Annotated in this window: 11 protein-coding genes; all 11 read right to left on the bottom strand. The window is 65.1% G+C overall.

The annotated features are described in order from the left end of the window. The coding region (locus N0K08_RS19935) for a retention module-containing protein (RefSeq protein ID WP_261502155.1) at positions 1 to 1,301 on the bottom strand (1,301 nt) is incomplete at its 3' end. A 212-nt stretch (positions 1,302 to 1,513) separates the two neighbouring features. After that, complete coding sequence (locus N0K08_RS19940; RefSeq protein WP_261502156.1) at positions 1,514 to 2,140, bottom strand: LuxR family transcriptional regulator; 627 nt, start codon at positions 2,138 to 2,140, stop codon at positions 1,514 to 1,516. A gap of 46 nt (positions 2,141 to 2,186) precedes the next feature. Next, positions 2,187 to 3,569: an HlyD family type I secretion periplasmic adaptor subunit gene (locus N0K08_RS19945; RefSeq protein WP_261502157.1), complete on the bottom strand. Its 1,383-nt coding sequence runs from the start codon at positions 3,567 to 3,569 to the stop codon at positions 2,187 to 2,189. After that, positions 3,566 to 5,773 carry a type I secretion system permease/ATPase gene (locus N0K08_RS19950; protein ID WP_261502158.1) on the bottom strand — a complete coding sequence of 736 codons (2,208 nt, stop codon included), beginning with the start codon at positions 5,771 to 5,773 and terminating at the stop codon, positions 3,566 to 3,568. The genes N0K08_RS19945 and N0K08_RS19950 overlap by 4 nt, the downstream gene beginning before the upstream one ends. A 17-nt stretch (positions 5,774 to 5,790) precedes the next feature. Continuing rightward, the gene (locus tag N0K08_RS19955) at positions 5,791 to 6,033 is read right to left on the bottom strand and encodes a hypothetical protein (protein ID WP_261502159.1); all 243 of its coding nucleotides are present in this window, start codon (positions 6,031 to 6,033) and stop codon (positions 5,791 to 5,793) included. A gap of 32 nt (positions 6,034 to 6,065) precedes the next feature. Continuing rightward, entirely contained in the window at positions 6,066 to 7,595 is a 1,530-nt protein-coding gene (locus N0K08_RS19960) for a TolC family outer membrane protein (RefSeq protein WP_261502160.1), read from the bottom strand. A 349-nt stretch (positions 7,596 to 7,944) separates the two neighbouring features. Then, on the bottom strand, positions 7,945 to 8,421 hold the full coding sequence (gene rraA, locus N0K08_RS19965; protein WP_261502161.1) for a ribonuclease E activity regulator RraA: 477 nt from the start codon (positions 8,419 to 8,421) through the stop codon (positions 7,945 to 7,947). A 7-nt stretch (positions 8,422 to 8,428) separates the two neighbouring features. Next, positions 8,429 to 9,415 (bottom strand): tripartite tricarboxylate transporter substrate binding protein, encoded by a 987-nt coding sequence (locus N0K08_RS19970; protein WP_261502162.1) that lies wholly within the window; start codon positions 9,413 to 9,415, stop codon positions 8,429 to 8,431. A gap of 35 nt (positions 9,416 to 9,450) precedes the next feature. Then, on the bottom strand, positions 9,451 to 11,451 hold the full coding sequence (locus N0K08_RS19975) for an aconitase family protein (protein WP_261502163.1): 2,001 nt from the start codon (positions 11,449 to 11,451) through the stop codon (positions 9,451 to 9,453). Between the two features lie 78 nt (positions 11,452 to 11,529). Continuing rightward, on the bottom strand, positions 11,530 to 12,417 hold the full coding sequence (locus tag N0K08_RS19980; RefSeq protein ID WP_261502164.1) for a LysR substrate-binding domain-containing protein: 888 nt from the start codon (positions 12,415 to 12,417) through the stop codon (positions 11,530 to 11,532). A 53-nt stretch (positions 12,418 to 12,470) separates the two neighbouring features. Further along, positions 12,471 to 13,631 carry a CaiB/BaiF CoA transferase family protein gene (locus N0K08_RS19985; protein ID WP_315968019.1) on the bottom strand — a complete coding sequence of 387 codons (1,161 nt, stop codon included), beginning with the start codon at positions 13,629 to 13,631 and terminating at the stop codon, positions 12,471 to 12,473. Positions 13,632 to 13,725: the final 94 nt, after the last annotated feature.

Here is a 13,725-nt window from a genome sequence, read left to right on the forward strand (position 1 = left end):
CCGCCGCCGGCCAGGGCCGTCAGCGTGACGACGGTTCCGCCCACGGTGACCACCGGCGTACCGATGTCACCGGCGTCCGCCTGGCCGCTGAAGGTGAAGCTCAGCGTGGTCGGGGCATCCACGGCCTTGGTCAGCTCCACGTTGAAGACAGCGTTGTTGCCTTCGTTGACAATGCCGGCGTCGCCCACCAGCAATTGCGGCACGTCGTTGTCCTTGACGGTGAAATCAACAGCGCCACCCAGCACGGGATTTTCGTAATTTCCACCCGTGCTGCTGGTCATGCCGACTTGCAGCGAGCGGTCACCTTGCACGATGTTGTCATCTGGCTGCGGCACATAGGAAACCGTGCCCGTGGTCGCGCCCGCCGCAATGGTGATGACCTGGCCATTGGTCAGCGTGATCACCAGATCGCTGCCCTGCGGCGGCTGCTCTACATGGGCCGTGAGGGTGATGCTCCCGCCCTCGACCACGCTCTCGGGAGCCGTCAGCGTGATATGCACCGCATCGGCATCGTCTGCGACGACGATACTGGTACTGCTGCTGGTGTTGAGCTGATCGTATTGTCCGCCGGTGGTGCCGCTGATGCCGAGCTGCACCGTCGTGTCGCCTTGTCCATAGACATCATCCGGACGGGAATCGATTTGCACGGAGCCGCTGGTCGCGCCCACGGGGATGGTGATCTGCGAACCGTTCGACAGTGTGATCACCAGGTCGCTGCCTGTGACCACATTGCTCACCGTTGCCATCACCGTGAAGGGCGTGCCTTCGATGACGCGGGAGTCGGTGGTCAACGTGATGGTCGAAACAATGGGCGCTGGAGCAGCGAGGACGACTGAGCCAAATGGGTCGTTATCGATATTGTGGCTGCCGGATTGGCCATAGGCCAGGCCCAGGGGCGATGTCAACTCGAGCACGCTGGTCAGGCGCACGAACGAGCCGCCGGCATCGCCGCCGCCCGTCAGCACGGCGGCCGTGGGATCCAGCTGCGCGAACGGATCCTGGCCGGCATTGATGGCGGCAACCAACGCGATGGTGGCCGCATCCGGAGGAACAGCCACAGCCGCCTCGCTGGGCGTGGGCGGCATGAACAGATCAGCGGTGAGCACCGTCGCCTGATTTTCCCCCACCGTCAGCGGCGGCATGCCGTCGGCCTGCAATTGCATGGAACTGCCGGATGCGGTGACGATTTCAGCATCGACAGGAATACGCATGCCCTGATGGATGACGGTCAGGGAGCCATCCGCGGCGCGAATCCAGGCCTGACCAATCAGCTGCGTAACGAGAACTGTAGTGTTTGCCATGTGTGACAACCTCCAGGAAATGTTCTCTGCGCCCTGTTTGCCGCCGCGCACGACCAGCAAACCAGTGCCGCTATGAAACACATCGTAAGAAGGGATGTCTACGACACCAATTGGCGTCGACGCCAATGCCTGAGGTCAACATGGCTGCGCGCGCGCAGCGGGGGATAAGGCCATGGCCGCATCGGCCGGACCCGGAGGCAGAGTCCGGGCCGTCAGCCGTGGATGCCGTGCACCTTGAGCGCCAGCATCAGACGGTCGCTGACCTGGAGCTTTTCGAAGACGGCGGACAGGTGGGCCCGCACGGTGCGCTCGCTGATGCCCAGGCGCTCGGCAATGTCGATATTGCTCTCGCCAATGGCCGCATGGCGCGCCACTTCCTGCTCGCGTTGGGTCAAGCCAATGGCCCAGTCGGAGCCGGCCGCGGGCAGACGGCTGTCGACGTCCTGCAGCAGGCGTTGCAACAAGGTGCGCCCCATCCAGATGTTGCCATCGTCGATGTTCTGCAAGATGCGATCCAGCACCGCAGCCGCCGTATAGGAATGCGCATAGCCACAGGCGCCGCGCGCCAGCGCCTGGCGCCCCGAATCGTCACCCGGCCGGGCACTCAAGACCAGCACTTTCAAGCCCTTGAAGTGCCCATTCCAGGCCTCATCGCTCCAATCGGGCAAGCGGGGCAGCTCCGCATCGAGCACCACCAGCTGCCGTTCCTGCTGCTTCCAGCGCGCGAGATCCAGCAGGGATTGCCCACGCGCGGGCAGCCAGCCCGCGCTGCCAATCTGCTGCCAGTCGCGCCACAAGGCCGCGTCCTGCGTCACCATCAATACCGGTAATACTTGCATGCCCTCTCCTATGGCTTCGCTCTCATTCACTGTGTCCATGTCTGCCTCAGCGTTCGGTCAAGGCGTTGGACTTGGCACGCGAAATGGGCTTGAGGAGGTACTGCATCAGCGTGCGCTGACCAGTCAGGATGTGCACTTCCGCCTGCATGCCAGGGATGATGGGTCTGGAGTCATCCCCCACATGCGTGCGGTCGGTGCGCACTTTCACGATATAAAAGGAATTGCCTTTCTCGTCGGTGATGGTGTTGGCGCCAATCTGCTCCAGGTTTCCTCGCAGCCCGCCGTAAATGGAGAAGTCATAGGCCGTGAACTTCACTTCGGCCTTCTGCCCGAAGTGCAGAAAACCAATGTCCCGCGGGCTGACCTGCACTTCCAGCAGCAACGAGTCATCGGTAGGCACGATGTCCAGAATGTCCTTGCCGGGCTGCACCACGCCGCCCACGCTGTTGGCCATGAGCGTGCTGACGGTGCCGCGCACGGGCGAACGCACTTCGGCCAGCTTCACGCGGTCCGCCAGCGCCAGTTGCCCCTGCTCCAGCGTGGACAGCTTGGCGCGCGTTTCCGACAGCTCGACCCGGGCCAGATTGCGCGTGTTCTGCTCGGATTCCTGGATCTTGCGCTCGGCCTCCTGGATGGCCGCATGGATGCGCCCCATCTGCGCGCTGGCGGCCTTGGCCTCACCGCAAAAGCGCCCGACGTCACGTTGCAGACGCAGCAGGTCGACATCGGAAACGGCACCGCTCTTGAGCAGCGGCCGCGTCATCGTCAACTCCTCCGTCGTCAGGCTGCAGCTCGACGCCGCCTGTTCGCGGTTGGCCTGCGTTTCGCGCAACTCCTGCTGCCGCTGCCGCAACTGGTCGCGCGCGATGTTCAGCGTGGTGTTGAGTTCCTGCGTGCGGGCTTCCCAGACACGGCGCTCCATCTCCATCAATTGGGGCGCCGCGGCCATGACTTCCGGGGATACCTGGAAGTTCTGCCCCGTGGCCAGGGCTTCCAGCCGCGCGGCCTTGGCCTTGAGCGACAGCAGTTCTGCCTTGTTCTCGCCCAGCGAGGAGCTGTATCGGGTCGGGTCAATGCGCAGCAGCACCTGGCCCACTTCGACATGCTCGCCCGGGCGGATCAGGATTTTCTCGACAATGCCCCCGTCCAGGCTTTGCACCACCTGCACCTGGCGGGACGGCACGACCTTGCCCTGCCCTCGCACCACCTCGTCGATGTGGCCAACGCTGGCCCAGACCAGCAGCGCCAGCACGGCCAGCAACGAAGCCCACAGCAACAGCCGCGAACCACGTGCCTGCTGCTGACCGGTGGCCCACTGGGCGTCGGCCTGCAGATCGGACGGCTGGTGCGTGGCCACTACCGCGCTGCCGTCCAGCAGCCAGCGTTCCAGGCGTCTGAACAGTGTGCGCATGCGCGATGGCTTTTTCATGAGCGGCCTCCCACGCGTCCGATGCGGCCTTGCTTCAAGGCCTCGATCACCTGCGCCTTGGGGCCATCGGCCACGATCTTGCCGCCGTCGATCACGATCAAGCGGTCGACCAGCTCCAGCAATGCCGTGCGGTGGGTCACCACCAGCATGGTCTTGCCCACACCCGCCTCCAGCAGGCGGCGCTTGAGCATGGCCTCGCTCTGGTTGTCCAGATTGCTGCTGGGCTCATCGAGCAGCAGGATGGGCGGATCGTTGATCATGGCCCGGGCCACGGCAATCGACTGGCGCTGCCCTCCCGACAGAGAGTCGCCACGCTCGCCAATGGTCATGTCGTAGCCTTGCGGATGCTGGGCCGCGAACTCATCCACGCCGGCAATGCGCGCCGCGTTGAGCATGTCCGCCTCGCTCGCATGCGGGGCGCCGATCAACAGGTTGTGCTTGAGACTGCCGTAGAACAGCAGCGGATCCTGCGGCACATGGCCGATGGCGCGGCGCAGGTCTATGGGGTCGATCTGCCGGACATCCACGCCATCGATCAGGATAGCGCCCTCCGTGGGCTGGTACAGGCCCAGCACCAGCTTCTCCAGCGTGCTCTTGCCCGAGCCTATGCGCCCGATGATGCCGACTCGCTCGCCCGCCTGCATCGTGAAGCTCAGCTGCGACAACGCGCTCTGCTTGCTGTTCGGATAGCTGAAGCCCACCTGGCGAAACTCTATGGCCCCGCGCAGGTCCGGCCGTGAAACGAATTCGCTGCCGGCCGCATGCTCGACAGGCATCTTCATGTAGTTGTCGATGGACGCCAGCGAAATGCGCGCGTTGTGGAACTGCATCATCAGTCCGGCCACCTGGCCCAGGGGCGCGAGGCAACGTCCGGCAATCATGGAGGCGGCAATGATGCCCCCCATCGACATCGTGGCGTCCTGCACCAGGTAGACACCGATGACCACCACGGCCACGGTCACCACCTGCTGCATGGTCTGCACGAAGTTGACGGTGGTCGAGGAAATGAACTTGATCTTGCCGCCGATGTAGGCGATGTACTGCGTGGCGCTTTCCCACAGGCGCTGCACGCCGCTCTGGGCATTGAGGGTCTTGATCGCTTCCAGATTGGTCAGCGACTCGACCAGCAGCGCATTGCGCTGCGACGCGGCCTGGAAAGTCTTCATCGTCAGGCTCTCCATGCGGGCCTGGGCGAAAAAGGACACCACCAGCACCAGCACGATGGCCACGACGGGCGGAATCAGCATCCACGGCGAGATCCAGGCCATCACCGCCAGGAACAGCAGCACGAAGGGCAAGTCCACCAGCGTCGTCAGGCTGGCCGAAGCGATGAAATCGCGCACCGACTCGAACGAGCGCAGATTGGCCGCGAACGAGCCCACGGACGCCGGCCGGCTTTCCAGGCGCAAGTCCAGCACCCGTTCCATGATCTGCGCCGACAGCTGCACATCGACGCGCTTGCTGGCCGTGTCCACCACATAGGCCCGCGCCGACGTCAGCACAAAATTGAAAACCAGCACCAAGGTGATACCGACCGCCATCACCCACAGCGTCTCCACGGCGTTGTTGGGCACGACACGGTCGTAGACATTCATGCTGAACAGCGGCATGGCCAGCGCAAACAGATTGATCAGCACTGCCGCCAGCAGCGCATCGCGGTACAGGCGCCAGTTGTCCAGCACCACCGACCAGAACCAGTGGCTGCTGCGCGGCGCTTCGCCCTGCTCGGCCCGGCGCTCCACGCGGAACTGCGGGCGCACAAAGCAGACCAGCCCCGCATAGTCGTCCTGCAGCACCTCGGCCTCCACCTCGACCGGGCTGCCGGACTCGGGGTACTGGACCAGAAAGCGCCCATCCCCCAGCTCCTGCAACAACAGGCAGGCGCGGTTTTTCTTCAGAATCAGGATCGCCGGCAGCAAACCCGGCGGCAAGCCTTCGAGCTTGCGGCGCACGATGCGGGACGTGCAATGCGCGCGCGCCGCCGCGCGTGCCAGCAGCGACGGCGTCAGCCGCTGATTCACCAGCGGCAGGCCGTTGCTCAGCGCCTGTGCGGTGTAAGGCGTGCCGTGCAGCCGCGTCAACTCGACCAGGCAGGTCAACAGCGGGTCGTCATGCGTCGCATGGGGCGGCAGGCGCCAGCTATCGTCCTGCCCCGAGGGGCTTGGCGGTGCGCCCACAGGCGTGGCGTCTTCCTTGATGAACATGGATGGAATCGATCCGGTCAGATGGGTAAGTCGTCAGTGCTGCTGTCGATGAGATCCAGCGAATCCCGCAGACGCTCCCGCACCTGCTTGCGCTGGTTGAGCTTCTCCAGCGCCAGCGGGGGCAGATCCGTCAGCCGCAGGGTGCCATTCGCCAACAAGGCATCAATCAAATCTTCCAATACGCGAATGAAATCCGCATCCAGCGCAGACAGCTCCTGCCGGGGTGCCTGACTGTCCGTCTGCGCCGGAGTCTTGTTCATAGGTATTTCTTCCACGTTATGGTCGATCGCGCTCAGGGCTTGGGGGCGGCCTTGAGCAGCGGCGGCTCGGCGCCCGGACGATAGGAAGCGATGACAGGCACGAGATTGCTGGTGTCAGGCAGGGGTGCCAGGCAGGCGCGCAATGCATCATCCGCCAACGCCAGGTCCTTGGCCTCCTCCGGCCGGCTGTCCCCATGGGGCTGGGCCAGACCCAGTGCGGGCAACACCTGCCCCGCCATCGTCAGCCACTGGTACTCGATCTTTTTCAGGTCGTATTGCGCGTTGACCAAGGCCCGGCGTGCATCGAACAGCTCGTTCTCGGTGTTCAGCAGATCCAGCAGGGAACGCTGGCCAATCTTGAATTGCTGCTGGTAGGCCAGGCGCACCTTGGCGGTCGAGAGTTCATGGTCGCGCATGAAAGGAATCTGCTGGCGCAGACGCGTCATGTTGTTCCACGCCACCGCCATGTCCTGCTGTACGTTGCGGCAGGTGAAGTCACGCACGTCCCGGGCCGCATAGGCCTGGGCGATGGTCTGGCGCACGCGCGCTTCATCGGCGCCGCCGCGGTACAGGTTGTAGGTCAACATCAACTGCACACGCGAGCTTTGCACATTGCGGTAGAAATCGTCGGGCAGCGTTCGGTCGCGCCCCGTTCCCGCACGCAGGTCCAGCGTCGGCGAGAAGGCCGCATTGGCGACTCTTTCGCTGGCTTCCGCCGCCTGCACCAAGGCCTGCTTGGACAAGAGCGTCGAGTTGACGCGCAGCGCCTCGTTGAAATCCGTGGCCACGCCTGCTACCGGCAGCTTGTCGCTGACGGATGGCACGGGGGCCAGCACCGCCGCGGGAGATGTACCGACGATGCGGCGATAACGCTGCGTCACGTCGTTGAGATTATTGTTTTCCGTCATCAGATTGGTTTGCGCCAGAGAAACACGGCCGCTGGCCTGCTCCAGATCCACGCCCCGACCCACGCCAGACTGCTGACGCTCACGCAACTGATCCAGCGTGATTTTGTGCATTGTGAAATTCTCATCCGCCAGATGAGACATTTCACGATAACGTTGCACGTCCAAATAAGCCGCCACCGCATCACTGGCGAGGGTGTCCGTCGTCGCACGCAGGTCGTAAAACTTCGACAGCTTTTCAAAACCCATTTGTCTGATGTTGTTGCTCACGGCCGCACCATCGAAAATCAATTGGCGCAGTTCCAGACTCCAGCCCGAACGATTCCAATCGGAAGAAGGGGTGTTGGGAACATTGCTGCGCCACTCCCTGCCCGCCCAGCCCTGAGCGGTCACCTGCGGCCGCCAACCGGCGCGCGCTATCTGCTGGCCCTCGAGAGAAGAAGTGAGATCCTGGAAGCGGGCACGCACCTCCGGATTGGTCATGATGGCCTGTTCAACCACTTGCGACAGGGCCGAGCCTGGCGCGACAGGCATGGACACCGCCGCAACGGGCGCCGCCGCAGACTCTGCCGCCGGCGCTTGTTGCGCGCCGGCCCCCACCACCAATGACGAAAGCCCCAATGCTGTAACAAATGGGGAGATCTTCTTGAGCTTCATTTTTTCTCTCCTGGTATTAAGAGGACTGGACACAACTATTCGCTAAGTTGCGTTGATTTACAAAAGCTTTTATCTATTAGCAATGATTAGCCTATTTGTTTATTTTTACTAGCGCTTAAGCGATGAATTTACATTTGTTTGCGTTTTAGTTACACCTTCCAATGAAAAGATAGGTCATTTTTTCAAAAGCCAGCACAGAAGTTGGGGAATATCCGGATGTAAATGGGCGGCAAACATGCCACCGTTATTGCATTCCCCGCAAAAAACAAAAAACCCGCGCTGCCCTGTCAGGACAACGCGGGCCATATGCCGCAATGCGTGTTTTCTCAGTGATGCCCGGGCCTTGCGCTCAGCCCACGAAGACCACCCCATCGGCATCCAGATGGACCCCTTCCCCGGAGGTGATGCGGACCCCTGCAAACGCCAGAACCGGCGACGGTTCGCACAAGACCGAACCACTGGCGCGCCGCGGCACGGCGCCCAGTGCGAACACGGCGAAATCCATGCTGGCCAAGGCCGCGACATCCCGGATTGCCCCGTGCACGATCACCCCTCTCCAGCCGTGGTCCAGGCCCAGCTGCGCCAGGCGGTCACCCAGCAAGGCCACCCGCAGCGAACCACCGCCATCGACCACCAGGATGCGCCCTGCTCCGGGCGTCTCCAGCATGGCGCGCACCGGGCCCGCGTCCTCAAACGCCTGCACGCAAGCCACCGTGCCGCTCGCCGCCTGCAGCCCGCCGTAGGAGCGCCATGGCAAATGACAGACCCGCGCCCTGGCCCCCAGCCGGTCGCACAGGTCGGCCGTCGATTCCTGAATCAGCGCCATGGGACGCTCAATCCAGCGTGGCGCCCGACTGCTTCACCAGCTTCTGGTGCTTGAGCAGTTCGGACTGGAAAAAGCCGGGCGCGGTGTCCGGCCCCATGTCCAGCACCATCAGGCCCTGGCCCATCACCGCCGCGCGCGCCTCGGGCGACGCAATCGCCGTGCTGATCGCTGCCGCGTAGCTGTCCACCAGGGGCTTGGGCAAGCCTGAAGGCCCCATCAGCGCGACCCAGGCATCGAACGCATACTTGGGCACGCCCGCTTCGGCCAGCGTAGGCACATCGGGCAGGGCCGCCGAACGCTGGCGGGTGCTCACGGCCAGCGCGCGCAGGGTTCCGGCCTTGACCTGGGCCGCCACCTGGGAAATCGACACAAAACCCAGTTGCACCTGACCGCCGATCAAATCGGTGATCAACGGCCCGGTGCCGCGATAAGGCACATGCTTGATCTCCATGCCGGTCTCGCTCACCAGCAACTCCCCCGCCAGATGCAGCGTGCTGCCGTTGCCCGCCGAGCCAAAGTTCAGGCTGCCCGGATGGGCTTTGGCATAGGCCAGCAATTCACCCACGGTCTTCACGGGCAGGCCCGCGTGCACCACCAGCACCAGAGGCACGGTAGCCAGCACCGCAATCGGCGTGATGTCCTTGAGACTATCGAAGGGAATCGATTTGTAGATGCTGGGATTGATCACATGGTTGGACGAAATCATGCCCAGCACCATGCCGTCCTTGGCAGCCTTGACCACCTGACTCGTTCCCGGAATGCCGCCAGCGCCCGCCACGTTTTCGACCACCACCGGGTGGCCGGTGGTGCGGCTGAAACTGGGCGCCACGGCGCGCGCAATCGCGTCCACGGTGGAGCCCGCGGCCAACGGCACGATCAACCGAATCGGTTTGGCCGCGGGAGCCGCCTGGGCCCAGGCCCCCAGAGGGGCCGCGCAGGCGAGCGCAGCCGCGCCGGCCAGCGCCCGTCGTGTCAGAAAGAACTTGCTTTTCATCGTCTTGTCTCCTTTGTATTTTTCTCAATCCAGCGTCAAGCGTGGCGCGCCTGCAGTTGTTCGAACGACAGCAGCTCGCCCGCGATGGCGCTGGCCGCCACCGTCGGCGGGCTTGCCAGCCACACGCTTCCCGGTCCGCCCCGCCCGGGAAAATTGCGATTGATGGCGCTGACCGTGACCTGGTCCGCACGGCTGGAGCCGCCCGGCCCGCAATTGCCGCAGGCCCCGCACGAAGGCTGGAGAATGCGCGCGCCCACACGGTCAAAAGCGTCCATATAGCCTGCGGCAATGCAGTGGTCACGCACGGCCGTGGTGCCGAACTGCAGGTACAGGGACACGCCCGGCGCCACGCGCAATCCTCTGTCGGCCGCCCAGCGCAGCACAGCGTGGTAATGCGCGAAATCCTCGCGCTTGCCCGCGGTGCAGGAGCCGCCGTAGGCGATGTCTATGCGTACCGGCCCCGGCACGTCGGCCAACGACCTCCCGTTGCCCGGATCGCCTGGCGCGGCGACCATGGGCGGCACGGCCGCGCAGTCGATGTCCATGACGGCGGCATAGGCCGCGCCGGCATCGCTGTGCATCCAGGACTCGAGCGTGAAGTCCACGCCGCGGCGCTCGCGCAGAAAACGCACGGTCTCGGCGTCGGGCGTCACAATGCCCGTCAATCCGCCCAGCTCCGCCGTCATATTGGTCAACGTGGCACGCTCGTCGGTCGACATCGCGGCCACGGCCGCGCCCGCGAACTCGAACACCTTGCCTACGCCCCCGCCTGCGCGGATGAAGGGCTGCGCCAGCAGGTGCAACACCAGATCCTTGGCCGTGACGCCCGCCGCCAGCCGCCCTTCGCACCGGATCAGCAGCGATGCCGGCATGGTCAGTCGCACGGCCCCCGTGACAAAGGCATTGGCCATGTCGGTGGTGCCCACGCCGAAGGCGACGCAGCCCAGGGCTCCGCTGTGCGGCGTATGCGAGTCCGTGCCCGCCACCAATTGGCCCGGCAGCGCATAGTGCTCGGCCACCATGGCGTGCGAAATGCCGGCCACGTTGCGACCATCGTCGCGCAAGGCCTCGTCTTCGGTCAGCGTGCGGTGCGAGCGCAGGCCGTAGTCGGCGACGAATTGCCGCTGGGCCTGGACCATGCGCTGCACATGGGGCACCAGGCCTGCCCGCACATGGGCCGGGCTCTCCTGGACATAGGAAGTGTGGTCCTCGAACACCACCACGGATTCGGGCGCTTGCAGCGTCAGCGGACGGCCGAAACTGGCGTGCAGCATGTGGGCCGCCATGGCCGTGTAGTACTCGTGAATGAAGCGCCAGTCGGCGCGCACGAAAAGCCCGTCGCCCACGGCGGGTTCGGCCGGCGTGAGCGCCGTGCGCAACGCATGTCGGGCCACGATTTTCTCGAACAGCGTCTTGGGCGCCCCGCCGTCGCCGCGGGGCGCCGTGCGGATGTCGCGCATATGGACCTGGCCGAAGCGCAGCAAGCCGCCACTGCGCACAATGGCCGCCGCCAGCGCATCGCGCCCCGACAGCAGTTCCGACAGCGCAATCGCCTCGCCCGCCTGGATCCGCGCCACCAGGCCCAGATCGGTGGACGTCAACAGCCCTATGTTGTCGGCATTCTGTCGGTAAATGCGCTCAAAACTCTCGGCGATCACCAGCCGCACGCCGGCCAGCCTTTCCGCCGTGGGACTGTGTTCGCGCGACGAACCTTTGCCGTAACGCTTGCCGGCGACCACCACCTCGATGTCCGCCACGGACACCATGCCCGGGCCTATGGGCAAGCGCTCGCCGGCCTTGAAGCCGGTATAGGGGTAGAGGCCCAGCTGCTCGTCATAGTGCGTCAGGATGGGCAGGGGCGTGATCTCGTCCGTGGAGACATCGTCACGCATAGGCATTGCCTGCGCCAGCGTCACCGGCTCGCCGCGGAAAACCGCGTCCACCTGCTGCGCGGATTGACTCAAGAAAAGAATACGGGGACTGAAGCGCAGTGCAACGTCTTCAGTCGTCAACGGGGATAAGGGATCAAAAGCCATGGCCTATGCTCGCCCGCCAGCGCAAGCGGGCCAAGCGCCAAGACAGCACAGGGGGTCTCGCAAAATGCGAGATCGGGCTTACCCTTGCAGGCTGGCGATCAAGGCCCGCGTGGCGCGCGGCTGCGGCGAGCGGCGCAAGGCGTACAAATGCAGGCTGCGCGCGGCCCAGGGCTCGTCCAGCGGGCGGCGCTCGAAGTGGGCGGCACCGGCATAGGCCGCGGCCGCGCTGTGCGGCACGACGGCGATGCCCAAGCCGGCCTCCACCATGCGGCACACGGCATCGAAGCTGCTGACCGAGACCATGGGCGCGAACTGCCGGCCCAGGTCCTGCGCCCGCCCATGCAGCGTCCTGTCGAGCGCGCCGCCCTGGTGGATGCCGATCAAAGGGTGGTCCAGGGCCTGGGCGAAGCCCACGCTGGCCTGCCCTGCCAGCGCATGGCCGGCGGGCATCACCACATGCAGAGCATCCTCGGCAAAGTGCCAGGCATCCAGCCCCGCGGGCACGGGCATCTCGGCGCCGACACCGACATCGGCGCGATCGTCCAGGCAGGCGCGCACCACGTCCTTGGTGTCCATTTCGTGCAATGCCACCCTGACCTGGGGATAGGCGGCCATGAAGCGTTTGATCCGCTCGGGCAGAAAGCCGATCACCGACGACATGTTCGCGTACAAGCGCACGGTGCCGCGCACTTCCTCGCCTTCGGCCTGGACTTCGCGCACCAGCGCCTGCAAGTCCTCGTCGATCTGCAGACCGCGCGCCAGCACCACCCGCCCCGCATCCGTCAAGGCAATGCCGCGCGGCGAGCGCACCAGCAGCGGCGTGCCGAAGGCATGCTCCAGATCCGCCAGACGGCGGCTGAGCGCCGAAGCCGCAATGTGCTCCTGCGCCGCCGCGCGCACGATGGAGCCGGCCTGGGCGGCCGCCACGAAAAGGCGCAGGCTGTAGGGATCGACGCGACGGGTCACAAACGTTGCAGGGTTGGGAAACGGGACGCCATTGTCCCATCCGCGGCGCCGCTTCAGGACTCCGGTTTCAGACCCAGGCCTTGTTGCTGCATGCGCGCCATCGCATCGCCATCAAAGCCCCAATCGCGCAAGGCCGCCGCGCCATGCTCGCCACGCGCCGGCGCGTTCCTGGGAATGCCCGACGGCGTGGCGGAAAACCGCGGCGCTGGGCCGGGCTGCACGACGCCGCCGACTTCCACGAAACTGCCGCGCGCGCGGTGCTGTGCATGCTCCGGGGTTTCGGCAAAGCCCAGCACCGGGGCCACGCAGGCATCGCTGCCTTCGAACACCGTGCACCAGTGGGCGCGCGTGCGGCTGGCGAACACGCTTTCGAAGCGCTCGCGCAGCACAGGCCAGCCAGCGCGGTCGTGTTGCGCAGGCAGATCGCTGCCGGCCAGGCCCAGCTTGTCGAGCAGCTCGGCATAAAAACGGGCCTCCACGGCGCCCACCGTCATGTAGTGGCCGTCCTGGGTGCGATAACTGTCATACCAGGGCGCGCCGCCATCGAGCCAGTTGCTGCCCCGCTCTTCCTTCCAGTTGCCCCCGGCCAGCATGCCCCAGAACACCGCGCCCAGCTGGGCCGCGCCTTCCACCATGGCCGCGTCCACCACCTGGCCTGTGCCCCCACGCTGCACATTGAGCAACGCGGCGAGCACGCCCATGGCCAGCAGCATGCCGCCACCGCCATAGTCGCCCACGAGATTCAGCGGCACGGTGGGCTTGCCGCCTTGGGGGCCTATGGCGGAAAGCACGCCCGACAGCGCGATGTAGTTCAGATCATGGCCGGCGCGCTCGGCCAGCGGCCCCGTCTGCCCCCAGCCTGTCATGCGGCCATAGACCAGCTTGGGATTGCGGGCCAGAGCGACTTCCGGCCCCAGGCCCAGGCGCTCCATCGCGCCCGGCCTGAAGCCTTCGATGACCACGTCGGCACGTTCTATCAGGTCCAGTGCAACCGCGACGCTCGCCGGCTGCTTGAGGTCGAGCATGACGGAACGGCGGCCCCGTCCCGTGATGTCGATGCGCGGGCCGCTGGCCTTGGGCCCGAGGTCCGAATGCGCCACGGGCCGGTCGATGCGGATCACATCCGCACCCATGTCGGCGAGCAGCATGGTGCCAAAGGGGCCAGGACCAATGGCTTCAAACTCCAGAACCCGTATGCCGGACAAAACGCCCATGATTGCAATCTCCAGTGTGTGCGGTGCCCCCGGCGGCGGCCGGAGGCGTTGATGAAGGCAGGATTCGCCAGCCACGAGTAGAACCAAAATGGGG

The organism is Acidovorax bellezanensis, assembly GCF_025421555.1.
GTDB classification, from domain to species: Bacteria; Pseudomonadota; Gammaproteobacteria; order Burkholderiales; family Burkholderiaceae_C; genus Comamonas; species Comamonas bellezanensis.

Coding starts and splice junctions, on each gene's coding strand:
- N0K08_RS19940 (WP_261502156.1), bottom strand. CDS start 2,140: ATGCAAGTATTACCGGTATTGATGGTGACGCAGGACGCGGCCTTGTGG.
- N0K08_RS19945 (WP_261502157.1), bottom strand. CDS start 3,569: ATGAAAAAGCCATCGCGCATGCGCACACTGTTCAGACGCCTGGAACGC.
- N0K08_RS19950 (WP_261502158.1), bottom strand. CDS start 5,773: ATGTTCATCAAGGAAGACGCCACGCCTGTGGGCGCACCGCCAAGCCCC.
- N0K08_RS19955 (WP_261502159.1), bottom strand. CDS start 6,033: ATGAACAAGACTCCGGCGCAGACGGACAGTCAGGCACCCCGGCAGGAG.
- N0K08_RS19960 (WP_261502160.1), bottom strand. CDS start 7,595: ATGAAGCTCAAGAAGATCTCCCCATTTGTTACAGCATTGGGGCTTTCG.
- rraA (WP_261502161.1), bottom strand. CDS start 8,421: ATGGCGCTGATTCAGGAATCGACGGCCGACCTGTGCGACCGGCTGGGG.
- N0K08_RS19970 (WP_261502162.1), bottom strand. CDS start 9,415: ATGAAAAGCAAGTTCTTTCTGACACGACGGGCGCTGGCCGGCGCGGCT.
- N0K08_RS19975 (WP_261502163.1), bottom strand. CDS start 11,451: ATGGCTTTTGATCCCTTATCCCCGTTGACGACTGAAGACGTTGCACTG.
- N0K08_RS19985 (WP_315968019.1), bottom strand. CDS start 13,631: ATGGGCGTTTTGTCCGGCATACGGGTTCTGGAGTTTGAAGCCATTGGT.